Annotated in this window: 21 protein-coding genes, 1 tRNA gene and 1 pseudogene; 7 read left to right on the plus strand and 16 right to left on the minus strand. The window is 65.1% G+C overall.

Translation table 11 applies throughout. The features are described from left to right. Positions 1-28: 28 nt before the first annotated feature. Positions 29-100 (minus strand) — tRNA-Gln (locus E3T43_RS13535). A 122-nt stretch (positions 101-222) separates the two neighbouring features. On the opposite strand from E3T43_RS13535, the gene E3T43_RS13540 reads away from it, so the two are divergent. Continuing rightward, positions 223-714 (plus strand): MarR family winged helix-turn-helix transcriptional regulator, encoded by a 492-nt coding sequence (locus E3T43_RS13540; RefSeq protein WP_134472811.1) that lies wholly within the window; start codon positions 223-225, stop codon positions 712-714. Between the two features lie 12 nt (positions 715-726). Here the strand turns inward: E3T43_RS13540 and E3T43_RS13545 are convergent, their stop codons facing one another. From E3T43_RS13545 to rsmI, 10 genes are all read right to left on the minus strand, one after another. Then, a complete protein-coding gene (locus E3T43_RS13545) occupies positions 727-1,386 on the minus strand; it encodes a methionine ABC transporter permease (protein WP_134441628.1) in 660 nt (219 codons plus the stop codon). Next, positions 1,386-2,414: a methionine ABC transporter ATP-binding protein gene (locus E3T43_RS13550; protein WP_134441630.1), complete on the minus strand. Its 1,029-nt coding sequence runs from the start codon at positions 2,412-2,414 to the stop codon at positions 1,386-1,388. The genes E3T43_RS13545 and E3T43_RS13550 overlap by 1 nt, the downstream gene beginning before the upstream one ends. 95 nt (positions 2,415-2,509) lie before the next feature. Next, complete coding sequence (locus E3T43_RS13555; protein WP_241978987.1) at positions 2,510-3,406, minus strand: MetQ/NlpA family ABC transporter substrate-binding protein; 897 nt, start codon at positions 3,404-3,406, stop codon at positions 2,510-2,512. 249 nt (positions 3,407-3,655) lie between these two features. Further along, positions 3,656-5,449, minus strand: coding sequence for an ABC-F family ATP-binding cassette domain-containing protein (locus E3T43_RS13560; protein ID WP_092451601.1), 1,794 nt, complete (start codon positions 5,447-5,449; stop codon positions 3,656-3,658). Between the two features lie 41 nt (positions 5,450-5,490). Further along, positions 5,491-6,423, minus strand: a complete 933-nt coding sequence (locus E3T43_RS13565; RefSeq protein ID WP_134467528.1) for a 4-(cytidine 5'-diphospho)-2-C-methyl-D-erythritol kinase — start codon at positions 6,421-6,423, stop codon at positions 5,491-5,493. A 52-nt stretch (positions 6,424-6,475) separates the two neighbouring features. Continuing rightward, a complete protein-coding gene (gene rsmA, locus E3T43_RS13570; protein ID WP_241978988.1) occupies positions 6,476-7,273 on the minus strand; it encodes a 16S rRNA (adenine(1518)-N(6)/adenine(1519)-N(6))-dimethyltransferase RsmA in 798 nt (265 codons plus the stop codon). A 101-nt stretch (positions 7,274-7,374) separates the two neighbouring features. After that, positions 7,375-8,379 carry a TatD family hydrolase gene (locus E3T43_RS13575; protein WP_134472813.1) on the minus strand — a complete coding sequence of 335 codons (1,005 nt, stop codon included), beginning with the start codon at positions 8,377-8,379 and terminating at the stop codon, positions 7,375-7,377. After that, on the minus strand, positions 8,372-9,943 hold the full coding sequence (gene metG, locus E3T43_RS13580) for a methionine--tRNA ligase (protein ID WP_134472814.1): 1,572 nt from the start codon (positions 9,941-9,943) through the stop codon (positions 8,372-8,374). The genes E3T43_RS13575 and metG overlap by 8 nt, the downstream gene beginning before the upstream one ends. A 39-nt stretch (positions 9,944-9,982) precedes the next feature. Then, the gene (locus E3T43_RS13585; protein WP_134472815.1) at positions 9,983-10,990 is read right to left on the minus strand and encodes an NADP-dependent oxidoreductase; all 1,008 of its coding nucleotides are present in this window, start codon (positions 10,988-10,990) and stop codon (positions 9,983-9,985) included. A 49-nt stretch (positions 10,991-11,039) separates the two neighbouring features. Next, positions 11,040-11,912 carry a 16S rRNA (cytidine(1402)-2'-O)-methyltransferase gene (gene rsmI / locus E3T43_RS13590; RefSeq protein ID WP_134472816.1) on the minus strand — a complete coding sequence of 291 codons (873 nt, stop codon included), beginning with the start codon at positions 11,910-11,912 and terminating at the stop codon, positions 11,040-11,042. Between rsmI and E3T43_RS13595 the strand changes: the two genes are divergently transcribed. The 5 genes and pseudogenes from E3T43_RS13595 to E3T43_RS13615 all read left to right on the plus strand — a co-directional run bounded on the left by E3T43_RS13595 (position 11,911) and on the right by E3T43_RS13615 (position 17,501). Beyond that, complete coding sequence (locus tag E3T43_RS13595) at positions 11,911-13,545, plus strand: dolichyl-phosphate-mannose--protein mannosyltransferase (RefSeq protein WP_241978984.1); 1,635 nt, start codon at positions 11,911-11,913, stop codon at positions 13,543-13,545. The genes rsmI and E3T43_RS13595 overlap by 2 nt on opposite strands. A gap of 155 nt (positions 13,546-13,700) precedes the next feature. Further along, entirely contained in the window at positions 13,701-14,801 is a 1,101-nt protein-coding gene (locus E3T43_RS13600; RefSeq protein ID WP_134441641.1) for an acyl-CoA desaturase, read from the plus strand. Positions 14,802-15,039: 238 nt separating this feature from the next. Beyond that, positions 15,040-15,915, plus strand: a pseudogene (locus E3T43_RS13605) (L-serine ammonia-lyase, iron-sulfur-dependent, subunit alpha); the annotation flags it as partial. A gap of 98 nt (positions 15,916-16,013) precedes the next feature. After that, positions 16,014-16,505 carry a LysM domain-containing protein gene (locus E3T43_RS13610; protein WP_134472818.1) on the plus strand — a complete coding sequence of 164 codons (492 nt, stop codon included), beginning with the start codon at positions 16,014-16,016 and terminating at the stop codon, positions 16,503-16,505. 72 nt (positions 16,506-16,577) lie between these two features. Then, on the plus strand, positions 16,578-17,501 hold the full coding sequence (locus E3T43_RS13615; protein WP_134472819.1) for a sulfurtransferase: 924 nt from the start codon (positions 16,578-16,580) through the stop codon (positions 17,499-17,501). Positions 17,502-17,650: 149 nt separating this feature from the next. Here E3T43_RS13615 and E3T43_RS13620 read toward each other — a convergent pair whose 3' ends face one another. Beyond that, the gene (locus E3T43_RS13620; protein ID WP_134472820.1) at positions 17,651-20,149 is read right to left on the minus strand and encodes an RNA helicase; all 2,499 of its coding nucleotides are present in this window, start codon (positions 20,147-20,149) and stop codon (positions 17,651-17,653) included. 111 nt (positions 20,150-20,260) lie between these two features. On the opposite strand from E3T43_RS13620, the gene E3T43_RS13625 reads away from it, so the two are divergent. After that, positions 20,261-21,847 carry a molybdopterin-dependent oxidoreductase gene (locus E3T43_RS13625; protein WP_134472821.1) on the plus strand — a complete coding sequence of 529 codons (1,587 nt, stop codon included), beginning with the start codon at positions 20,261-20,263 and terminating at the stop codon, positions 21,845-21,847. An 11-nt stretch (positions 21,848-21,858) separates the two neighbouring features. Here E3T43_RS13625 and E3T43_RS19770 read toward each other — a convergent pair whose 3' ends face one another. From E3T43_RS19770 to tatA, 4 genes are all read right to left on the minus strand, one after another. Next, positions 21,859-22,173, minus strand: a complete 315-nt coding sequence (locus E3T43_RS19770) for a DUF5655 domain-containing protein (protein WP_370449968.1) — start codon at positions 22,171-22,173, stop codon at positions 21,859-21,861. Positions 22,174-22,271: 98 nt separating this feature from the next. Next, positions 22,272-23,228, minus strand: a complete 957-nt coding sequence (locus E3T43_RS13630; RefSeq protein WP_092451571.1) for a ferritin-like domain-containing protein — start codon at positions 23,226-23,228, stop codon at positions 22,272-22,274. Between the two features lie 151 nt (positions 23,229-23,379). Next, positions 23,380-24,135, minus strand: coding sequence for a twin-arginine translocase subunit TatC (gene tatC, locus E3T43_RS13635; RefSeq protein ID WP_134472841.1), 756 nt, complete (start codon positions 24,133-24,135; stop codon positions 23,380-23,382). A 41-nt stretch (positions 24,136-24,176) separates the two neighbouring features. Next, complete coding sequence (gene tatA / locus E3T43_RS13640) at positions 24,177-24,419, minus strand: twin-arginine translocase TatA/TatE family subunit (protein ID WP_134472822.1); 243 nt, start codon at positions 24,417-24,419, stop codon at positions 24,177-24,179. Positions 24,420-24,526 lie beyond the last annotated feature (107 nt).

The raw sequence follows: 24,526 nt of genomic DNA on the forward strand, positions 1-24,526 counted from the left end.
CTAACGCATTTGGTGAAGAAAGTGAGGGCTCCGCCACCAGGATTCGAACCTGGACCGAACAACTCCAAAGGTTGCCGTGCTGCCGTTACACTATGGCGGACCATGCTGACCGGAGCCAGCAACCTGTCAAGTCTGCCAGATTCCAGCGGCCCTCGACGCCGATGACCAGGCCTGTGAGGCGTCTAGGCGAAGAAACTCCCCGGTAAGCGGGATAATGGAGCAATGCCTGGCCATGATGAAGTCGATCGAATCGTTGATTCGTGGCTGCGTGAACGGCCCGATCTCGACTTCGCGCCGCTGCAGGTGCTCAGCCGCGTCGCCCGGCTGTCCAAGCATCTCGACCGTGCCCGCCGCACCGCATTCTCCCGTTCGGAGCTCGCGTCCTGGGAATTCGACGTGCTGTCGGCCCTGCGCCGGGCCGGCAGTCCCTTTGAGCTCAGCCCGAAGGCCCTGCTGCAGCAGACCCTGGTCTCAAGCGGCACCATGACGAACCGCATCGACGGGCTCGTCGACCGCGGGCTGGTGAAGCGCCGCTCCGCACCGAACGACGGTCGCGGAATCCTGGTGGGCATGACGCCCGCCGGCCTCAGCCGAGTGGATGCCGCGATCACCCGGCTGGTCGAAGCCGAGGCTGCTCTGCTCGCGACCCTCTCGGTGAGCGACCAGGAGCGCCTGGCCGGCCTGCTGCGCAAGTTGAGCCTCGACTTCGACTGAGCCCCACGAGAACTAGCGGCGGAGCGCCTTGCGGGCGAGGTAGTTGCCGAAGAACTGCACGAACTGCACCAGCACGATGATCAGCAGCACGGCCGCCCAGGTCACGATCGGGTTGAACTGGCGGTAGCCGTACTGCAGGGCGAAGTTGCCCAGGCCGCCGCCGCCGACGTAGCCGGCGACCGCCGACATGTCCACGAGCGCCACGAAAATGAAGGTATAGCCGAGAATCAGCGGTCCGAGCGCTTCGGGCAGCAACACCGTGAAGATGATGCGAATCGGCCCGGCACCGACGCTGCGCGCCGCGTCGATCACACCGGGCGTCACGGTGAGCAGGTTCTGCTCGACGATGCGCGCCATGGCGAAGGAGGCTGCGAGAGCGATCGTGAAGATGATGGCGTTATTGCCGATGCCGCTGCCGGTGACGGCCCGGGCGAGCGGTTGCGCCGCCGCGAGAAAGATGATGAACGGAATCGGGCGAATGAAGTTCACCAGCAGGTTGAGCACGAAGAATAACGGTTTGTTCTCGAGGATGCTGCCGGCCCGCGTGAGGTAGAGCGCGAGTCCCACCAGCAGCCCACCGAGGCCACCGAAGAAGAGGGTGAGCGCGACGATGTAGAGCGTCTCGTAGGTGGCCGTCCAGAGTTCGGGCAGCAGATTGATCAGGGCATCCATCAGCGTACCTCCGTGACGGTCGTAAGCGTTCGAATATGGGCGAGTACCTGGTCGACGACCGGGTCAGCGCCGGTGAGGGCGAGGGTGAGGTGCCCGAACGGGCGTCCCTGAATCTCGTTGATGCCGCCGTAGACGACCTCGAAGGCGATGCCGGCCCTGGCCAGTTCACCGAAGACGGCGCCCTGGTCGACCGCGCTGTCGCGAAAGGCCAGCGTGACGATGCGGCCGGCGTGACGTTCGCGCAGCACGGCGAGTTCGGCCGGAGATGGCACCCCCTTGACCACGGTCGAGACGAACCGAGCGGATGCCGCGGCTTGCGGGTTCGAGAACACATCAAAGACGGGTCCGCGTTCAATGACCCGGCCCTGGTCCATCACGGCGACCTTGGTCGCGATGGTCTGGATGACATCCATTTCGTGGGTGATCACGATGATGGTGACCCCGAATTCCGCATTCACTCGCTTCAGCAGAGCGAGGACTTCGTGGGTGGTTTCCGGGTCGAGGGCGCTCGTTGCCTCGTCGGCGAGCAGGATGCTCGGCTGGGTGGCGAGGGCACGGGCAATACCGACCCGCTGCTTCTGGCCACCGGAGAGCTGGTCGGGAAAGGACCCGGCCTTGTCGCTGAGGCCGACGAAGTCGAGCAGCTCGGCCACGCGTGCGGCGCGCTTCTCCTTGGGATATCCGGCGACTTCGAGCGGGTAGGCCACGTTGCGGGCCACCGTGCGGGAGCCGAGCAGGTTGAACTGCTGAAAGATCATGCCGATGCCGAGGCGCACCTGGCGCAGCTCGCGCTCTCGCAGCGCGGCGATGTTCTGCCCGTTGACCCAGATCTCACCGGAAGTCGAACGCTCGAGAGCATTGATCAGACGCACCAGGGTGCTCTTGCCGGCACCGGAATAGCCGATAATGCCGTAAATATCGCCGGCTTCAACGTCGAGGCTGACATCGGCGATCGCCGTGACGCTCGCGCCGTCTTTGGACGTGGGCGGGTAGATCTTGCCCACATTGCGCAGACTGACTACAGCCATCCGTTTGCCTCGCTCATTTCATGCTCCGTGATACCCGACACAACAGCGCAGTCCAGGGCGCCTGCTCCCCCGGACTGCGCTGATGAAGCGGATGCTTACTTGGCGGCCTTGATATCGGCCTGTACCGTCGCGAGCGACTTGGCCAGGTCGGAGGCGGGGGTGGTCACCATTTCGGCGGTGTCGCCCGAGACGGCCAGCACGCCGTCCTGCACGTCCTGGGTGTTCTGGTAGATCTCGACGAGCTGCTGGAAGGTCGCGTTGTCCTTGTCTTCGTCCCGCGAGACGAAGATATTGACGTAGGGCAGCGCCTGCGGGTCGGTCGCGTCATCGGTGGCGATGGCGTCCTCGAACTTGAGTCCGCCCTTCTCGGCGAAGTCGTTGTTGATGACCGCGGCGGCGACGTCGGGCAGCGACGCGACGGTGAGCGAGGCGTCGAGGGCCGTGACCTTGACCTTGGAGGCCTCCTCGTCGATGTCGGACAGGCTCGAGAAGATGGATCCGCCGTCTTTCAGAACGATGAGACCGTTGGACTGCAGAATGACGAGCGCGCGTGCCTGATTGCTGTCGTCGTCGGGCACGGCGATGGTGTCGCCCTTCACGATGTCATCGACGTTGCTGTACTCCGTGGAGTACAGGCCCAGCGGGTAGATGGCCGTGGCGCCGATCGGAGCCAGATTGTCGCCGCTCGCCTCGTTGTATTCGGCGAGGTAGACGATGTGCTGGAACTGGTTGAGGTCGACCTCTCCGGCGGCGAGGGCCGGGTTCACCTGCGGGTACTGCGCGAAGTCGACGATCTCGATCTCAATGCCCTCGGCCGCTGCAGCCTCGGTGTAGATCTCCCAGTACGGGTCGCTCGCTCCGACGACGCCGATCTTGATGGCATCACCGTCGGTACCGGTGGCCGGTCCTTCGGAGGCTCCGGCACAGCCGGCCAGCAGGGCGACGAGCGGTACGAGGGCGAGACCAGCGAGCAGGCTCTTCTTGTTCACGATTTTCTTCACGGTAATTCCTTCAGGCGCTGTGGGTTCGGTTTCGTATGGCAGGGCGCAGCACAGTGCATTTCGTCACGGTTCGACGAGACGCACTGACAGCTCGCGGGCACACAACAACGACCGGTCAAACCAGAAGGCTGCGCCCACGAGGAGCTGTGTACCGCGGCTGCGCAGGCACCCCTTAACGATACGTGCCGAAGCTGCGACGCGTGGCCTGCACCGACACACTGCGTCACAGCTTCTGCGAAACTAGCCCTCGATCAGCTCAGTAAGTTCGACCCAGCGGGTTTCCAGCGTGGCGATGGTCTCTTCGAGTTCGGTCAGCTTCACGCCGAGTTCGCCGAGACCGGCAAAATCGGACTGGTCGTGGGCGGCGAGCTTCTCGTGCTTCTGCGCAATACGCTCCTGCAACTTGACCACTTTGCGGTCGATGGAGCCGAGCTCCTTCTGGGCGTTGCGCAGTTCAGCGCCGCCCAGGCTGGGGATCTTTTTGGTCTTGCCAGCGGCATCCGTTGGAGAACCGGCTGCCGGGCCGGCGACCGCCCTGCGGCGTACCTCGAGGTACTGGTCGACGCCGCCAGGCAGGTGGCGAAAGCCGCCGTCCATGACCGCGTACTGGTTGTCGGTGACGCGCTCGATCAGGTACCGGTCGTGCGACACGACGAGCAGGGTACCGGGAAAGGAGTCGAGCAGGTCTTCCATGGCGGCGAGCATGTCGGTGTCGAGGTCGTTGGTGGGCTCGTCGAGGATGAGCACGTTCGGCTCACTCAGCACGATGAGCAGCAGTTGCAGACGGCGCTTCTGGCCACCGGAGAGGTCCTTGACCTGGGTGGTGAGCTGTGCGCTCAAGAAGCCCATGCGTTCGAGCATCTGGCCGGGCGTGATCTCTTTGCCGCCGGCCATGTAGCTGGTTTTCTGGCGGCCGATGACGTCGCTGACCCGGTCGTTGCGAATCTCGTCGAGTTCGAACAGCTGCTGGGTGAGCACGGCCACCTTGATGGTCTTGCCGCGCTTGACCGTTCCCGTCGTCGGCTGCAGGGTGCCGGCGACGAGGTTCAGCAGGGTGGACTTGCCTGCGCCGTTGACGCCCATAATGCCGGTGCGCTCCCCCGGCGCGATGCGCCAGGTGATGTCGTTCAGCACGGTCTTGTCGCCGAATTTCACGCCGATGTCGATGAGGTCGACGACGTCCTTGCCGAGGCGCTGCATCGCCATCGACTGCATCGTGACGGTGTCGCGGGGCGGCGGCTCATTCTCGATCAGCACGTTGGCGGCATCGATGCGGAACTTGGGTTTGGCGGTGCGGGCCGGGGCGCCGCGGCGCAGCCAGGCCAGTTCTTTCTTCATGAGGTTCTGGCGCTTGGATTCAACGACGGAACTCATGCGGTCGCGCTCGACGCGCTGCAGAATGTAGGCGGCGTAGCCACCCTCGAACGGCTCGATCAGGCGGTCGTGCACCTCCCAGGTGATATTGCAGACCTCGTCGAGGAACCACCGGTCGTGGGTGACGACCACGAGTCCGCCCGACTGGGCTGCCCAGCGGGTCTTGAGGTGACCGGCGAGCCAGGAAATGCCTTCCACGTCGAGGTGGTTGGTGGGCTCATCGAGGAAGATGCAGTCGTAATCGCCGATGAGCACGGCGGCGAGGGCAACGCGGCGGCGCTGGCCACCGGAGAGGTCGTCGACGAGGGCGTCCCAGGGGATGTCGCGCACGAGACCACCGATGACGTCGCGCACCTTGGCGTCGCCAGCCCAGACGTGTTCTTCGATGCCGCCGACGATGGTGTGGCCGACGGTCTGGCCGCTGGCGAGGTCGTCGGACTGGTCGAGCATGCCGATCGTGACGCCGCGGCGACGGGTGACCCGGCCTTCGTCGGGTTCCATGCGGCCGGCGAGCAGACGCATCAGGGTGGACTTGCCGTCGCCGTTCTTGCCGACGACGCCGATGCGGTCTCCTTCGTTGAGGCCGGCGGTGACGCTGTCGAAGATGACGCGGGTGGGAAATTCGAGGTGCAGGGACTCAGCCCCGAGAAGATGTGCCATAGCCTCCAAGTTTACGGCACGCCGGGGCGTACGATTCCGGGCTAGTCGTTGATCAGGCGGGCGCCGTGCACCGGGCCGGTGGCGCGCACGACGCGCAGGCGGGAGGCGGAGAGCGCGACCTGCAATTCGAGCGCGCTGTCGGCATCCGCTACTAAAAAGGCCACGGTCGGGCCGGAGCCGGAGAGGATACCGGCGAGGGCTCCGTTTTCTTCACCGAGCTGCAGCACCTTGCCGAGACCGGGCGCGAGGTGCAGAGCGGGGGCCTGCAGGTCGTTGTGCAGCACGTCGGCGAGCATGTGCGGGTCGCCGGCCCGCAACGCCTGCAGCACGTTTGCGTCGACGGAGGGCTGGTGCTGGGCCGGAAAAATATCCTGGGCATGGCGGTCGCGGTGCCGATCGAGTTCCTGATAAACACCGGGTGTCGACATACCGAAGTCGGCGAGGGCGAGCACCCATTGAAATTTGCCCTTGGCCAGAGCCGGGCTGAGCTGGTCGCCGCGGCCGGTGCCGATCGCGGTGCCACCGGTGAAGGAGAACGGCACGTCGGCGCCGAGCTTGGCGGCGATCCCGAGCAACTCGTCCTTGGTGGCGTTGGTGCCCCAGAGCGCGTCGCAGGCCAGAAGGGTGGCTGCGGCGTCGGCGGAGCCGCCGCCCATTCCGCCGGCAATGGGTACGTTCTTTTCGATCTCGAGGTGCACGCCGCCGCGATAGCCCGCCTTGCGGGCCAGGGCCCGAGCGGCCTTGATGGCGAGGTTGGTGCCGCCGGTCGCGAGGCCGGAGGTGTCGATGCTGCCGCTGAATTCGACCGAGAAGTCGGTAGCGGGCGTGGCGCGCACTTCTTCGAACAGGGAAACGGCCTGGTAGGCGGTCGCGAGGTCGTGGTAGCCGTCTTCCATGACGGCGCCGACCTTGAGAAAGACGTTGATTTTGCCGGGAGCCCGCGCGTGCACAACGGGGCTGCCGGCGGTCGTCATCATGCTTTTAACTTAGCCCAGCCTGTCTACCCGCACGGACAGCACGCTCGTGCTAGGCCGGCATCCAGACCCGGGCGATGGCGAGAAAGTCGTGCACGGTCAGCTGTTCGCCGCGGGTGGTCGGGTCGATTCCGGCCTCCGACATGAGAGCGGATGCCGCCGTCGAGTCCCCGAGAACCACCGACAGCGACTGGCGCAGCATCTTGCGGCGCTGTTGAAATGCGGCGTCGACGAGTGCGAAGGTCTTCAGCCGCAGTTCCTCGGATTCCAGCGGGGTGGCGCGACGATCGAAGGCGATCAGGATCGAATCGACGTTGGGAACCGGCCAGAACACCTGGCGGCTGACCTTGCCGGCGGTGCGAAAATCGCCGTACCAGGCGGCTTTGACGCTTGGGCTGCCGTAGACCTTGTTGCCGGGAGGAGCGGCGAGACGCTCGCCGACCTCGGCCTGCACCATGACAACACCGGCCCGAATGGATGCGAAATGTTCGAGCAGGTAGAGCAGCACCGGAACGGACACGTTGTAGGGCAGGTTGGCGACGAGCCGGGTCGGGTCGCCGGGCAGCTCGGTGATCTTGAGGGCGTCGGCGCGGATGACCGTGAGCGCAGCACCGGGCTGCATGAGATCGACCGTCAGCGGAAGCTGCTCGGCGAGGCGGTCATCGATCTCCACGGCGACAACGGCCGCGCCGATTTCGAGCATGCCGAGGGTGAGTGAGCCGAGGCCCGGTCCGACCTCGACGACGGTGTCACCCGGGGCGACGCGGGCGACCTTGACGATGCGCCGCACGGTATTGCCGTCGATGACGAAGTTCTGGCCGAGCTTCTTGGTGGGGTTGACTCCGAGCATCTCGGCGAGGTCGCGAATCTCGGCGGGGCCGAGCAGCGTCTTGGTGGGCTTGGCCGCGATGGCGGGGTCAGCGGGGACGGGCTCCGGGGAATGGCGGCCGGTCATGCGAGGCCGCCGAGTGGGGCCTGACCGGGATCTTGCTCGTCGTTCGGGGCGGCGAAGGCAGCGGTGACGGGCTCGGCGTCCCAACGTCCGTAGACCAGTTCGGTGTTGGCGGTGATTTGCGCAGAGAGCAGGGAGACATCCGTTTCGAGGTGGACGGCCATGCCGCGTAGCGTGTTGGGCAGCAGGTACGGCGCATTGGGCCTGCCGCGGTAGGGCAGCGGGGTGAGGAAGGGGGCATCCGTTTCGACCAGCAGCAGGTTGCGCGGGGCGGCGAACAGGGCTTCCCGCAGGTTGCCGGCGTTCTTGAACGTGACATTGCCGGCGAAGGACATATACCAGCCGTGCTCGGCGCACAGCCGGGCCATGTCGGCGTCGCCGGAGAAGCAGTGAAAGACCGTGCGTTCGGGGGCGCCAACCCGAAGCAGAGTTTCGATCACGGCCTCGTGAGCGTCGCGGTCGTGAATCTGAAGCGCGAGGTTGTGCTCCTTGGCGATGCGGATATGCGCTTCGAAGGAGCGAAACTGGGCGGCGCGACCGTCGTGACCCGTACGAAAGAAGTCGAGGCCGGTCTCGCCGACCGCGACCACGCGCGGCTGGCCGGCGAGTTCGTTGATCACGGCGAGGGCGTCGTCGAGGGTTCCGGCTTCCTCGAGATCGGGTGCCTCGTTGGGATGGATCGCGACGGCGGCCAGCATGCGCGGCTCGATCCGGGCAGCAGCAGCCGACCAACGTGAGGTTTCGACGTCTCCGCCGACCTGGATCACACCGCGCACGCCAACGCTCGAGGCGCGGTCGAGCTGTTCCCGATAGCTGAGCGGATGCTCCCCATCGGCGATTTCGAGATGGGTGTGGTTGTCGTAGACGGGAACCGTGAGTGGCTCCGGCAGCGGTGGGTAGCTCAGGTCGCGGCCCGCGGTATTGTCGCGGCGGCGAATGGCACTGCCGTAGCCGTCGATGCCGTCAGGACCAGGCACGTCATTAGGCACCGCGTCATTAGGCATCGGCTGGCTCCACGATCGATTCGATGCGCGGGAACAGCGGTTCGAGCGGGCTGACCTGGGCGCCGCCGGTCCACTCCCATGCCCGGTCGACGCGCTGGTCGGTGAGGGCGCCGTCGCCGCCGAGGGCGGTCCACAGCTTGGCGGTGGCAATGGGAATGACCGGAGAGAGCAGCACGGTGAGGGTGCCGAGGCCGCGCACGGCCGTGTGCAGCACGGTCTCCAGGCGCGCCCGGGTTTCCGGGTTCTTGGCCAGGGCCCACGGTTCCTGCAGGGTGATGTAGCCGTTGAGTTCGTCGACGAGTTCCCACACGCTGGTGAGGGCGTCGTGGATGGCGAGGGTCTCGATGGCTTGCGCCGCGGCATCCGTCACCCGCTGTTCGGTGGCAGCAATCGCGAGGTCATCGACTGTGAGCTCGCCGGCGGCCGGCACAACGCCGTCGCAGTAGCGCACGACCATGGCGATCACGCGGGAGGCGAGGTTGCCGAAGCCGTTGGCGAGTTCGGACTGGTAGCGGGCCGAGAGGTCTTCCCAGCTGAACGAACCGTCCTGGCCGAAGCTGATGGCACGCATGAAGTAGTAACGAAAGGCATCGGAGCCGAAAGTGTCGGTGATCTGGCTCGGGGCGATACCGGTGAGCTTGGACTTGCTCATCTTCTCGCCGCCGACCAGCAGCCAGCCGTGGCCGAAGACCTGCTTGGGTACCTCGATACCGGCGGCCATGAGCATGGCCGGCCAGATGACGGCGTGAAAACGCAGAATATCCTTGCCGACGATGTGGGTCGCGGGCCAACGGCTCGCGAATTCCTCGTCGTTCTGGCCGTAGCCGGCCGCGGTGATGTAGTTGAGCAGCGCGTCGAACCAGACGTAGACGACGTGCGATTCGTCCCACGGCACCTTGATGCCCCAGTCAAAGCTTGAGCGGGAGATCGACAGGTCACTCAGGCCTCGCTTGACGAAGGACATGACCTCGTTGCGGGCCGCTTCCGGCTGCACGAAGTTGGGGTTCTCTTCGTAGAGCGCGAGCAGACGGTCGGCGAAGGCGCTCATCTTGAAGAAGTAGTTCTTCTCGTGCAGCAATTCGACCGGCTTGGAGTGGATCGCGCAGACCGGTTGGCCAGCGTATTCGCCGGTGCCGTCGACGAGGTCGGTGGTCTGCTTGTATTCCTCGCAGCCGACGCAGTAGTAGCCCTCATACTCGCCGGTGTAGATGTGGCCCTCGTCGTGCAGGTGCTGCAGAAACTTCTGCGCGTTCACCTCGTGGCGTTCATCGGTGGTGCGAATGAAGTCGTCGTTGGCAATATTGACGGTCTCCAGCAGCGGCTTCCACGCGGTCTCGACCAGCCGGTCGGCCCATTCCTTCGGCGTGACGCCGTTGGCGGTGGCGGTGCGCAGAATCTTCTGGCCGTGTTCGTCGGTGCCGGTGAGCAGCCAGGCGTCATCGCCCGACTGCCGGTGCCAGCGCGCGAGCACATCGGCGGCGACCTCGGTGTAGGCGTGCCCGATGTGCGGCACATCATTCACGTAGAAAATGGGCGTGGTGATGTAAAAAGAGCCTGCGGACATGCGTTCATCTTATGCGCAGCGTGCGGACCTGACGTTTTGTTACTCGCTGTGGGAGCTCTCCGCCGCTGGGCCGGCGGCTGCCAGGTGGTGTCGGTGGCCGAAGACCGGCGGGAGCGCCTCGTGGATGGGCGGAACCGGCGGGCGGTTCGGGGCATCCTTCGTTACCTCGCTCTCGCGCACGTCGATGCCACGTACCTTCTGGTGCGCATACTCGACTGGCATCATGCACAGCACGATCTTGCCGTGGGCATGCCCAGCTTCCAGCTCCCGATAGGCGTCCCGCACCCGTTCGAATGGGTAAATGGCGGCAACGGGAATCACGATCTGATGGTCGGCGATCAGGCGCGCAATCTTCTCAAGCACGATGGTGTCGGTCGAGTCAACATTCATCAGTCCGTTGTCGCCCAGGCGATTCAGCTCGGCATCAACACCTTCGGGCGCAATCTGCCGCAACCGCTCGTCGAATCCTGGACCGTATTCCACCGGTATCACGCCGATTTGGCGCAGGTAGTCAAAACTGTTCGGGCTGGCGGTGCCGATAACTCGGGCTCCGCGTCGTTTGGCCAACTGTGCCGCGATCACGCCGACACCCCCGTGTGCGGCGTGCACGAGCACCGTGCGACCCGGGCCAGGGCTCGCGCCGGAGACCGCCTGCCACGCGGTCGCTGCAGCAACGTAAAGGCTGCCGGCGATCTCCCACGGCAACCGCTCGGGCTTGTGAATGATGTTCCCTACCGGGACTGTGACAAAATTCGCCTGGGAACCGCGCACCGTGTGACCGAGCACCGCGTCGCCGATTTTCCACCCGGTGACGCCCGCTCCGGCACCCGCGATAATGCCGGCGAAGTCGCTGCCCTGTCCTGCCGGGAAGTGCGCAGGCCATTCGGTGTCGAGTCGCCCTTCCCGAATACTGGATTCGCCAGGGTTCAGGCCTGCCGCCATGACCTCAACGACCACCTCACCGACACCAGGAACCGGCGCGGTCATCTCGACCAGATCGAGAACTTCCGGCCCCCCATAGCGGGAGAACTGCACCGAGCGCCACATGAGAACCTCCCGAGGTTGGTCGCGACCGTGCGACTCACACTTACCGAACTTAACGCTGAAGAGGACTCGGGTATTCCGGTTTTTTTACGGCAGGTTTTCCCGGGCCGGCCTTGGCCTGCAGCGCGTGCTCGTACAGTTCACGCTTGCCAAGTCCGCTGGCCGCGGACACGTCGGCCGCAGCTTCTTTCAAGCGGATGCCGCCAGCCACCAGTTCGAGCACCTCGGCCACGCCCATGGCCAGGTCCAGCACCCGCACTTCCGCACCCGCAACGACGATACAGATCTCGCCGCGCACCCCCAAAGCCGCCCACTCGGCGAGCTCTGCAGCTGTGCCGCGTTTGACCTCTTCGAAGAATTTGGTCAGTTCGCGACAGACCACGACGCGGCGGTCAGGGCCGAGCGTTGCGGCGAGGTCGAGCAGCGAGTCCGCCAGGCGATTGGGCGATTCGAAAAACACCATTGTGCGACGTTCGGCGCTGAGATCGCGCAGCAGTTTGACCCGCTCGCCGTGTTTGCGCGGCAGGAACCCCTCGAACGTGAACCGGTCGGTCGGCAGCCCGGACACGGCGAGGGCGGTCAGCACGGCGGACGGGCCGGGCAGGGCGGTGACCTGCACGCCGGCGGCGACCGCGGCATCCACTAAATGAAAGCCGGGATCGGAAACGGTGGGCATGCCGGCGTCGCTGAGTACGAGAATGTCCGTGTCGCGGGCCAGTTCGACCAGTTCGGCGGCCTTGCCGCGTTCGTTGTGATCGTGCAGGGCAATGAGTCTGGGCCGATTCTCGATGCCGAGGGCCTTGAGCAGGTGAACGGTGACGCGGGTGTCTTCGGCCGCCACGATGGTGATGGTGCTCAGGGTCTCGATCAGGCGCCGGGAGGCGTCGCCGAGGTTTCCGATCGGGGTGGCAGCAAGAATGATCATGCTGCAATTCTCGCAGCACCAGCCGAGCATCCGTTCTTCGGTCCCTCTGTACGATGGTCATGTGCTCGCTACTAGTCGATGGGTTCGCTGGGGCGCTCCCCTCGCAGTGGTCCTCCTGGCCGCGGTGCTACGGCTGTGGAACCTCGGCGTGCCGCACGCGCTCGTCTTCGACGAGACGTTTTATGTCAAAGACGCCTGGAGCCTGTTCAATAACGGCTACGAGTCCACCTGGCCACCAGACGCCAACGTTCAGTTCGAGGCGGGCTACACCGACATCTTCACAACCGACCCGTCCTTTGTCGTGCATCCGCCGCTCGGAAAATGGCTCATCGGGCTCGGCATGAATCTGCTCGGCCCCGGCAACCCGTGGGGCTGGCGGCTGGCGACGGTCGTGGTGGGGGTGCTCGCGGTCGTGCTCATCATGCTCGTGGCGCAGAAGCTGTTTCAGTCCCGCTTGCTCGCCCTGATCGCCGGTTTTCTGCTCGCGATCGACGGTCACGCCATCGTCATGAGCCGTGTGGCGCTGCTCGACAACTTCGTGATGTTCTTCGCCTTGCTCGGTTTCGGGGCAATCCTGCTGGACCGCGAGTGGCACGCGACTCGACTGGCCAGCCGGCTGGCCGGGCTCCGCGAGCAGGGCTGGGGTCCAGCGCTGTGGTGGCGGCCCTGGCTGCTCGCCGCCGGCCTCGCCTTCGGTCTGGCCAGCTCGGTGAAATGGTCCGGCGTCTATTTTCTCGCCGCGTTCGGCATCTACCTCGTCGTCGTGGATGCGCTGGCCCGGCGCCGTAATGGCGTGTCATTCTGGCTCAGCGCCGCCATCCTCAAACAGGCCCCGGTCACGTTTCTGCTGCTGGTTCCGATTGCCGTCATGACGTTCCTGGTTTCCTGGACCGGCTGGTTTGTCACGCGCGGTGGGTACTACCGCCAATGGGCCGATTCGACCGGGGCCGACGGGGCAGGAACCGTCTGGACCGGTCCGCTCGCCTGGGTTCCGCATACCCTGCAGAGCTTCTGGCATTACCAGGCGGCTGCGTACACGTATCACGTGGGGCTCGCCACACCGCATCCGTACCAGGCAAACCCATTGACCTGGCTGTTCATGACCCGACCGACCAGCATGTACTACCGCGGTTCCAGCTCGGGTGAACTCGGCTGCCAGCTGCAGAGCTGCTCTGAGGCCATCACGTCGGTCGGTAACCCTCTCATCTGGTGGGCGGCGACGGCAGCGCTGTTCTACCTCGTCTACCGGCTGGCTCGGTATCGGGAATGGCGGGTCGGTTTCATATTGATGGGCATGGTCGCCGGCTACCTACCGTGGTTGATGTATCTCAACCGCACGGTTTTCCAGTTTTATACGATCGCCTTCGAACCGTATCTGCTGCTCGGACTCACCTTCGTCATTGGCCTGGTACTGAAGCAAATTCCCGACCAGGCGCGGCCCAAACGCAGGCATTCAGCACATTCGCAGGTACCGGAATACGATCCACAGCCGCAGCCTGGGGCTCTTCGGGCGGTCATCGTCGGCCTCGGCGTCGCCCTGCTGCTCACGGCGTTTTTCTTCCCGGTATGGACCGGAATGCAGACATCCTTCCTGTTTTGGCAACTGCATGTATGGATGCCAAGTTGGCGATAGAACGGTCGAATACATTCCATTTTTGGCATATACTGACTGGGAATGCTGTGTGAATAAAGCACGAATCGCGGTCGGACGACCGTAGACTGACGACTATCTGCACGACGAGTAATCGCTCACGTCCCGACTGAGAAGTCCCGATCCACTAAGGCCTCATGTCGGAAGCACTAGCCGCACCCTCGGTCCGTATCATCAGGACCCGCCCGGGTGGAGACACCAAGAACCCCACAACCGAATACTCCGCACTCCTGCACACCGTGCGCAATCTGGGCCTGCTCGGCCGGCGCACCGGTTTCTACTGGATGGTGTTCTCCATCCTCGTCGTCGCCACGGGCGGCGCTATTGCCGGTTTCGTTCTGCTCGGTGACACCTGGTATCAGCTGATCATCGCCGCAGCCCTCGGCCTCATCTTCACCCAGTTCGCTTTCTTGGCGCACGAAGCTTCACACCGTGCCGTGTTCACCTCCGGCAAAGCCAACGACCGAGCCGGTCGCATCCTGGCCAACCTGTTCGTCGGCATCAGCTACGCCTGGTGGATGACCAAGCACAGCCGGCACCACGCCAACCCGAACGTCATCGGCAAGGACCCCGACATCGAGCCCGACTTCATCGTGTTCCGCGAGGAAGACGCCAAGAAGGTCAGCCGCCTCGGCGCACTCGTCACCCGCAAGCAGGGCTACTTCTTCTTTCCGCTATTGATGTTTGAAGGCATCAACCTGCACATTCAGGGCTTCAAGACGGTCTTCGGCAAGCACAAAGTTGACCAGCGCTGGATCGAGATCACGATGCTCGTCACCCGCATCTCGCTCTACCTTGCCGTCATCTTCTTCTTTCTGCCGCTCGGCATGGCCTTCGCCTTCGTCGGCGTGCAGATGGCCGTGTTCGGCGTCTACATGGGTGCATCCTTTGCCCCCAACCACAAGGGGATGCCGCAGCTTCCGGCCGAAAGCAAGGTCGACTTTCTGCGCCGCCAGGTGCTGACCAGCCGCAATATTCGCGGTGGCACCTTCATCGACACCTATATGGGCGGGCTCAATTACCAGATTGAGCACCACCTGTTTCCGAACATGGCCCGACCGCACCTGCGCAAGGCGCAGGAAATCGCGAAGGAATACTGCCAGTCGCACGACGTGAAGTACACCGAGACCGGCGTCTTCGAAAGCTACGGCATTGTCATCGCTTACCTCAACAAGGTCGGCCTGGCCGCTCGTGACCCGTTCGACTGCCCGATGACCGCACGGTTCCGCACGCACTAGTTCCACACGCACTAGTTCCGCAGCACTGAATACCTGAAGGCCGTCTCTCCGGAGGCGGCCTTCGTGCGTCGCAGCTGGACCATTTCTGAGAATGTGTCAAATGGGTGCTGTTCGGTGTCAAATGGGCATTGTTCGGTGTCAGAGTTTGCTGCTGGCCGCCGCCCTGCTCGCGCCGGTTGGTCTGGCCCTGGCCATTCCACAGTCGGCCCAGGCCATCGATGACGGAACCCGGGGCGGGCATCCGAACGCGCTGACCCTGTCCGCGTTTGGAGCCGATCAGTTTGGCACCGACGACTCGACGGCGCTGTTCGAGGAGACGTACTATTTCATCGGCGGCGGGTTTATCCGGCACGACGGCGACCAGATTCGCGTGGCCGCTTCTCAGCAGCCGCTCCCCTTCGAGTCCAGTGCCGAATTGCTCGCGCTGTGCGACGCGCACGAGCTCATCATCTGCGAGGTCGCGCGCCGCAACGAAGAAGCCATCCATGGCAGCGCCGCGCTCGATGCCGAACTCGACGCCATCTGGGACGCCATGCACGTCTGTGTCGAAGCCGGCCTGGTCGCCGATGGGCACGCTGCCGGGCGGACTCAAGGTCCAGCGTCGGGGCGCAGCGGTACGTATTCGCTTAGAGGAATATGACTGCCTGCCCGCACACGACCGGGACACCTCGACCGAGTGGCTGCACGCCTTCGCGCTCGCGGTCAACGAAGAGAATGCGGCCGGCGGCCGCGTGTCACCGCGCCCACCAACGGGGCGGCTGGCATTATTCCGGCGGTCGGAGCTGCGTGTGCCATGGCGTCCGGTGCGCTCTGTGCCGTGCTCGGCGGCACACCGCGCCAGGTCGAAAATGCGGCCGAGATCGCGATGGAGCATCACCTTGGACTGACCTGATACCCGGTCGGCAGTCTGGTACAGGTACTCTGCATCGAACGCAACGCCATCGCCTCGTCGACGGCCGTATCGGCGGCCCGGCTGGCGCTACACGGCGATGGGACCCACCTGGTCTCCCTCGACACGGTGATCGAAACCATGCGCCAAACTGGACTCGACATGATGACGAAGTACAAGGAAACCAGCGAGGGTGGCCTCGCGGTCAACGTGATCGAGTGCTGATCTGATCCCCACCTGGGGGTAGTGATGCCTGTCCGACCGGACCGGTCTCCCCCTAAGCTGGCTGAACGCGTGGGTCGGCCGGGCCGCACCGTCTTTCTTTGAAGGGTTCCACCATTCGCACCGTTTTCGTACGTCGCCCCCGGGGCATCGCCGTCGCTGCCCTCCTGCTCGTTGCGCTGGTCGGCTGCGCCGGTGAACCAGCACCCGCGGTGACGGTGACCATCACGCCGAGCGTCGCACCGACGCCTTCGCCGACGCCAACGCCCACTCCGACACCCACGGAGGAAGCGGCATTGATTCCCAACCCGGAAGTACCCGATCTCGTGCCGAACGCGGAACCCGTGCCGCTGCCCCAGGGGCCGGCCGTCGACCTCGGTAGCACACCCGGGGCGCGCGGCACCACAATGTCCGATGGTGCCGGCGCGCTGCTCACCTACACGGTCATCGAAGGTGACGCATTCTTCGATATTGCCCAGCGATTCAATATCCCGGTGCAGCTATTGCTCACCATGAATCCCTCCGTGCCCGGACTCGGCGAGAACATCTACATCAAACAGAAAATCAACCTCGATTGGACCACGACGCTGTAGCTGTGTGTCTAAGAACGACCTGAATCGACTCCGGTTCCGGCCGGTGTCGGCGGCCACCGCTAGCCTTGAATTATGACTTCACCCGTGCCATCCTCGCTCGTCGTGTCCAGCCCCATTGTGTCCACGCAATGGCTGGCCGACCATCTCGGTTCCGACAATCTGGTCATTCTCGACGCCACCGTGTTTGCCCTGGCACCCGTCACCCCCGATGGGCCGCGTTACCTCAGTGGGCGCGAGGACTACCTCACCAAGGGACACATCCCCGGTGCCGTGTTCGCCGACCTGTTCGACGTTTTCTCCGACCCGACCGGCGAATTCGACTTCTCGCGGCCGAACGCCGAACTGTTTGAAGCGGCCGCAGCATCCGTCGGCATTGACAATGAGACCACGGTGGTCGTTTACGACGCCGTCGTCGGTCAATGGGCGGCGCGCATCTGGTGGCTGTTCCGATCCTTCGGCTACGACGATGTCGCCGTGCTCGACGGTGGCCTGACCAAGTGGCACGCCGAAACGCGCCCGTACGCCACCGGCGGCGTACGCCCGCGGGTCGCCGGCGGCACGCACCCAAGATTCTCCGGCGGCTTTGTGGCAACGCCGCGGCCCGAGCTGTGGGTCGACAAGAGCTTTGTCGAGTCGATCGTCGCCGGCCACGCGGATGCCGCCCTCGTTTGCTCCCTACCACCGGCGGAGTTCGCCGGTACGGCCGGAACCCGCCCGCGCGCCGGGCACATTCCGGGCAGCATCAGCCTGCCAGCCGCGAAGCTCGTCGACCCCGTCACGAACGCGTTCCTCCGTGGTGACGCGCTCAAGGCGACCCTCGCGCCCACCGTGACCTCGAGCGCTCACCTCGTGACCTACTGCGGCGGCGGGATCGCCGCCGCCGCCAGCGCTCTCGCGCTCATCCGCGCCGGCAACGAGCACGTCTCGATCTATGACGGGTCGCTCAACGAGTGGACGGCCGACGCGGCCGCGCCACTGAGCGCTCCCGGCGCGTAGCGGCGCAGCACACCGACACCGCACGAGCGCGCCCGATCTGGGTAGTCGCTACGCCCGTTCGGTAGTTGTCAACCAGTCTCGGGCGTAGGCGCGGTCAAGACCCTGTGCGCGATTAAGGGCGCGGGCGCGGTTAAGGGCGCGGAGCCGCGCTACAGCCGGTTGACCCCGGTGACGCGCACGACGGCTTCGCCGAGCTCGTCAGAGTCGGCGAGGTTCACGCTCGCGCTGATGCCCCAGTCGTGGTCCCCGGCCGGGTCGTCGAGAATCTGGCGCACGGTCCACTCTTCGGTGCCCTCCTCGATCATGAGCAGGTCGGAGCTGCGCGCGTTGCCGCCGGTGAGCAGCTCATTGTGCTCGGCGAAGTAGCCGTCCATCGCCTCGGCCCAGACGTCACTGGAATAGCCGTGCTCGCGGTCCAGTTCGCCGAGCTGGTCGTAGTGCTCGAGCGCGGCCAACTGCACCCGGCGGAACAGTTCGTTCCGCACCAGAATGCGAAAGGCCCGCGTGTTGGTGGTGAGGCGGCGCGGCGGCGGCGGCAGAATCGCCTGCGATTCGGCGGCGTGCACGGCGAGATCGGGGTGCAGCAGTTCCTCCCACTCGTCGAGCAGGCTCGAGTCGACCTGGCGCACGAGCTCGCCGAGCCATTCGATCAGGTCGAGCAGGTCTTCGTTCTTAGCCTCGTCGGGAATGGTCTGTCGGGCCGCCCGGTAAGCGTCAGACAGGTAGCGCAGCACGACGCCCTCGCTGCGGGCGAGCTTGTAGAACGCGATGAATTCCCCGAACGACATGGCCCGCTCATACATGTCGCGCACGACGGTCTTCGGTCGCAGCTCGAAGTCGGCGATCCATGGCTGGGAGGCCTTGTAGGTCTCGAAGGTGTAGTTCAGCAGCTCCTCGAGGGGCTTGGGGTAGGTGATCTCCTCGAGCAGCGCCATCCGCTCGTCGTATTCGATGCCTTCCCGCTTCATCGCATTCACGGCTTCACCGCGGGCGGCGAACTGCTGCCCCATGAGCACCGGCCGCGGGTCGTCCAGGGTAGATTCCAGAATCGAGATCATGTCGAGCGAGTAGGTGGGCGCTTCGGGGTCGAGCAGCTCGAACGCGGCCAGCGCGAACGGCGAGAGCGGCTGGTTGAGCGCAAAGTTGGCCTGCAGGTCGACGGTCAAACGGATGCTGCCGCTCGCGCTCTGCTCCACAATTCCGGCTTCGCGGAGGGTCTTGTAGATGCCCAGCGCGCGCCGGGCCAGCACCAGCTGTCGCCGCCACGGTTCGTGGTTGTCGAAGACCAGCGAGTGCACGTGCGCGAAGGCGTCGCCGCCGCGCCCGATCACGTTGATCAGCATCGCCGCGGTCATCTGCATGCTCGACGACAGGGTCTCGGGTTCGGCGTCGACCAGTCGACGAAAACTCGGTTCGCCCCAGGACACAAAGCCGTCGGGTGCCTTCTTGCGCACGATCTTGCGCTTCTTCTTCGGGTCGTCGCCGGCCTTTTCAATGGCCTTGAGGTTGTCGCTCTCGTGCTCCGGCGCCTGGATCACGACCGTGCCGGCGGTGTCGTAGCCGGCCCGCCCGGCCCGCCCGGCGATCTGATGGAACTCGCGCACGTTGACCTGGCGCATTTTCACACCGTCGTACTTGGTGAGCGCGGTGAACAGCACGGTGCGAATGGGCACGTTGATGCCGACGCCGAGGGTGTCGGTGCCGCAGATCACGCGCAGGTAGCCGCGCTGGGCGAGCTGCTCGACCAGCCGACGGTATTTGGGCAGCATGCCGGCGTGGTGCACGCCGATTCCCATGCGAATGAGCCGCGACAGGGTCTTGCCGAAACTCGTGGTGAACCGAAACTCGCCGATCAGTTCGGCGATCACATCACGCTGCTCGCGGGAGGCGACCTTGGCGCTCGCGAGGGCCTGGGCACGTTCGAGGGCGGCCGCCTGAGAGAAATGCACGATATACACCGGGGCCTTGTCGGTGTGCAGCAGTTCCTCGACGGTTTCGTGCACGGGCGTCTGCTCGTAGTAGTAGCTCAGTGGGACCGGGCGTTCCACCCCGGTGACAACGGCCGTGTCCCGTCCGGTACGCCGGGTCAGGTCGTCGCTGATGAACTTCACGTCACCGAGCGTGGCCGACATGAGAATGAATTGCACCCGCGGCAACAACAGCAGCGGCACCTGCCAGGCCCAGCCGCGCTCCGGGTCACCGTAGAAGTGAAATTCGTCCATCACGACGAGGTCGACTTCGGTGTCCTCACCGTTGCGCAGCGCGAGGTTGGCGAGGATCTCCGCCGTGCAGCAGATGATCGGAGCGTCGGCGTTGACGCTCGAATCGCCGGTCATCATGCCGACATTCTCCGCTCCGAAGGTCTCCACCAGGGAGAAGAACTTTTCGCTCACCAGGGCCTTGATCGGCGCGGTGTAGAAGCTGCGCTTGCCGGCCGAGAGCGCGGCGAAGTGGGCCCCGACAGCCACGAGTGACTTGCCGGTTCCGGTCGGTGTGCTCAAAATGAGGTTGGCACCGGAGACGATTTCGATGACCGCTTCCTCCTGCGCCGGGTACAGGGTGAGGCCCTGCTCGGTCGCCCAGCTTTCGAACGCCTCGAAGAGAACGTCGGGGTCGGTTTCGTTTTCGAGGCGTTCAAGCACAGACATAGTCCCTCAAGACTGCACTACCGCGCGCACAAGATGTGACGGATATCTGACGAAACTGATCCTGCGCCCCCGCTGGGTGGTAATCACAGCAGCCCGTTCTAGGCTGGCGACATGGTCTACGTCACCCCGGACACCGCTGCTGTTGCCACGCCAAGTCGTGCCCGGTCACTCTGGCGCCCGGCGGCTGCCGGGCTCGCCGCGGCGCTGGCTGGCCTCGGGCTGGCCGAGATGACTGCCGCGTGGATCGCCCCCGGCGCGAGCCCGGTACTCACGGTCGGCGCGCTCGTCATCGACATCGTTCCTGCCGGCGTCAAAGACCTGGTGATCGGCTTGTTCGGCACGGCCGACAAGATCGTGCTGATCGTCACCATCGTGCTCGTGCTGCTGGTACTAGCCGCCCTCGCCGGTGTGCTCGAGAGCCGGCGCCCGCCGTTCGGCCGACTGCTCGTCGTACTCATCGGGGGGATCGCCCTGTTCGCGGCGCTGTCCCGCTCGAGCGCCTCTACCCTCGACGTGGTGCCCGCCGTCGTCGCCATGGGGATCGCGGCGATCGCGCTGACCCTTCTCACGACCCGGTTGCGGCGGTCCGCACCGGAACCGGCCGGCGCACCCCGCGACCTGAACGGCCCTGACCGTCGTCGGTTTCTCGTCTACACCGGCGTGACCGCCGGCATCGGGCTGCTCGCCCTGGCCGGCGGCCAGATCAGCGCCGCAGCGACCCGGGCAGCGGATGCCGCGCGCGCGCTGTTCGCGCTGCCACCGGCATCCGTTCGACAAGCCGCCATACCGGCCGGGGCGAGCCTCGACGTGGCGGGCATCACCCCGCTGATCACCCCGAACGCCGACTTCTACCGCATCGATACCGCCCTCAGCGTGCCGCGCATCGACCCGCGCGACTGGCGGCTGAAGATCACCGGAATGGTCGAGAACGAGGTCGAGATCGACTTCGCCGAGCTGCTCGCCCTGCCGCTCGAAGAGAGCACAACGACGCTCGCCTGCGTCTCCAACTATGTCGGCGGCGACCTGATCGGCAATGCCACTTGGCTCGGCTATCCGATTCGCGAGCTGCTGGCCCGGGCGAAACCGCAGACCGGGGCCGACATGGTGCTCTCCCGAAGCCAGGACGGTTTCACCGCCGGCACCCCGATCGAGGCGCTGACCGACGGGCGCAACGCCATTCTGGCGGTCGGCATGAACGGCGAACCGCTGCCGCTCGAACACGGCTACCCGGTGCGCATGGTGGTACCCGGCCTGTATGGCTACGTGTCAGCGACAAAGTGGGTGGTGGAACTCAAGCTCACGCGCTTCGCCGATGAGCAGGGTTACTGGACGCCGCGCGGTTGGTCCGCCCTCGGGCCGGTCAAAGTCTCCTCGCGCATCGACGTACCGCGTGCAGGAACGTCGGCTACGGCCGGGTCGGTCGTCATTGCCGGTGTCGCCTGGTCCCAGCACGTGGGCGTGAGCGCCGTCGCGGTGCAGATCGACGACGGCCCCTGGCAGGATGCCACCCTCGCCGACGCGATCTCAGTCGACACCTGGCGGCAGTGGGCGTACACCTGGACCGACGCCATCGCCGGCGACCACACCGTAAGGGTGCGGGCAACGGATGCCGCCGGCCTCGTTCAAACGTCGGCCACAGCCGACGTCGCCCCCGACGGCGCCACCGGACTGCACGAAGTCACGGTGTCTGTCTCGTAGTTCATTCGGAGTCAGTTGCCCTCATAGGCGGCGCGCAGCCAGCCGAGCAGCTCCGGGTCGACCTCGGCGAGACTCGTCACCGACACCGTGTGGGTGCACATCCCGCCGGCCAGCAGCAATCGGTCGGTGGGCGCGGCATCCGCCAGATTGACGCCCAACTGCAGGCGCTTGGCGCTCGCCGCTGCGATCAGGGCGAATGGCCTGTGGCGCCGCAGCGAGACGCGTGGGGGCTGCGCCAGAACGCGGGAATTCGGGTAGCGGGGTGAGGCCGGGCGAGCACGGTGCGCGGGAGACGCGCCGAAACGCGGGAGTTCGGGCGTGGCCAGAACTCCCGCGCCACCCGTCGCGCGGCAACTAACGTGCGCCTGCCGCGCACTGGCGCAAGTCCCGCGCCGCGTGACGCTCCCCGTTCGAGGGCGACCGACTAGCCGTTGGCCCCGCTCGTGTTGATCACGCCGTTGACGCCGGCCGGGAAGAACCCGCCCGAACGCACCGGGGCCGCGTTGAGATACGTGATATTGAGCACCTGGGCGGCGCTGCGGCTGAAAGCCAGACCGTTGGCATCGGTCGGCACGAGGTTCGCCTTCGACGCGTTGCCAATGCCCTGGTCGAGGTCGGACGAACCATCGACGGCGTCGCGCACATCGGAGATCGCCTGGGCGGTCGTGTAGACCGACGGCAGGGCAATACCGAGCGCGTAGAGCGTGCTGCGAATGACACCGGCGTGATATGCCTCGACCGCGAGCAGGCCAGCCGCCGCCTCCAGGAACGTCTTGTTCGAGATCAGGGGCGCTGCGCCTTTGTAGGCGGTCACTCCGACGTCTTCAAAAATGAAGGCACCGAACAGAAAGTTCGCCTCGTTGGCGTAGACGTCGAACTTTTGCCCCGGCTTGACCAGCCCGGCCGCCTGGGCGGCAGCCGTGAAGCTCGCATCGAGGTTGATCTTGGGGCGGGACACGGCGACGCTGCCGAGCGCTGACCGTAGGAAGGCCACGTGCGCCTTCTCGTCGGCGGCGATCTCGTCGGCGTACTTCTTGATAATGGCCGTCTTGAAGTGCACCATGCGACCGCCGGTCACCCCGCCGCGGGTTCCGGTTCCTGTGGTCAGACCGTCGGGCAGCCCGCTGCCGGTCGTGGCGCGCAGGTAGAACTCAGCCTCGAGGTATTCAAGGTTGAGTGCGAAGTTCAAAATGGAGGCGTCGCTGGGTGCGGCTGCTGGTGCGACGGCAGCTTCCGCCGCGAGCGCCGGACCGCCGGTGGCGAGTACCGCCGCTCCCACGCCGAAGCCGGCCACACCGGCAGCCCGCAGAAAGTTGCGGCGGTCCGTGGAATTCTCTGCACTGCGGTTGATGGCATTCGTAATGAAACCCTGATCGAACATCCTTGTTCTCCTGACGTTGTATGAATGTGCCGAGCGTGTCTGAACAGACCTCGTCAACCTACCCGCGCAAAACAGATCGCCCCAACGGCTGGACACGGACGTAAGCAAACGATAAGGAGTACGTGCGCTTTAAGCGGATGCTGATCCACGATCAGAGCAGCAGCCCATCCGCTCCGACGGGAGCCAGGCGCCGGGCGGCCCGGCGGTCGTGCAGCACGGCGATGCCGTAGGCGGCAAAGTAGAGCGCGACCATGGGCACCGCGAGCAGGAACATCGATACGACGTCGGCGGCCGGCGTCGCGATGGCGGTGAACAGAATGATCACGAGGATGGCCACCCGCCAGGATTTGATGACCGAACGGGCGCTGATCACCCCGGCGAAGTTCAGCAGCACGATGAACACCGGCAGCACGAACGCGATGCCGATGGCGATCATGAGTTTGAGCACGAAATCAAAATAGTTCTGGGCGTTGATGAGCGCTGCGTCCTGCTGCGGCGCGAAACTCGTCATGAGCTCGACGACGTGCGGCAGCACGTACCAGCCAGCCGCACAGCCGATCAGAAATAGCGGAACGGCCGAGAAGAAGAATCCGAAGGTGTATTGCTTCTCGCGGCGGGTCAGACCGGGGACCAGAAAGGCGAAGATCTGGTAGAGCCACATCGGGCTCGAGACGATCAACCCGACGTAGAACGAGATGCGCAGCTTCAGGTCGAACGCACTCGTGATGTCGGGGTAGTTGATCTGCGCGTTGCGGTTCTGCGCCCGAACGATGGCATAGATCGGCTCGCGCAGCCCGTCCCAGACGAATCCGGACAGCAGCCAGCCCGCAATCGCACCGACCAGGATTCCGGCAGCGGCGAGAAAGAGGCGCTTGCGCAATTCCAGCAGATGCTGCCCGAGCGACATTTTGCTCTTGTCGGGAGTGCTGCGCACCCCCTGAACCACCATCAGGCTTTCGGGTGTGGTGCGCCGCGCGAGTCTGTACTGGGGGTGCTGTGGGCGCTCGTGCTGCCGTCGGTGTCGTCGGCCGGCCGAGTTTCACCGTTGCGGTCCGGCGTGATCTCGCTCTTGAAGATCTTCATCGACTGGCCGAGACTGCGGGCGAGCCCCGGCAGCTTCGGAGCGCCGAACAACAACAGGATCACAACGAGAATGATCAGAAAATGCCATCCGGTCAGGTTGCCCAGCATATGAATTCTCCTTCGAATCAAGTCGGTCGTGCAGCAGTGTAACCGCCGCAGCACCGACAAATCCGGGAAAAGCTCAGTATTTCCTGCGGCCGTAAGGTTTCTGCCAG

The organism is Cryobacterium sp. Hh7 (genome assembly GCF_004403155.1).
Lineage (GTDB): Bacteria > Actinomycetota > Actinomycetes > Actinomycetales > Microbacteriaceae > Cryobacterium > Cryobacterium levicorallinum.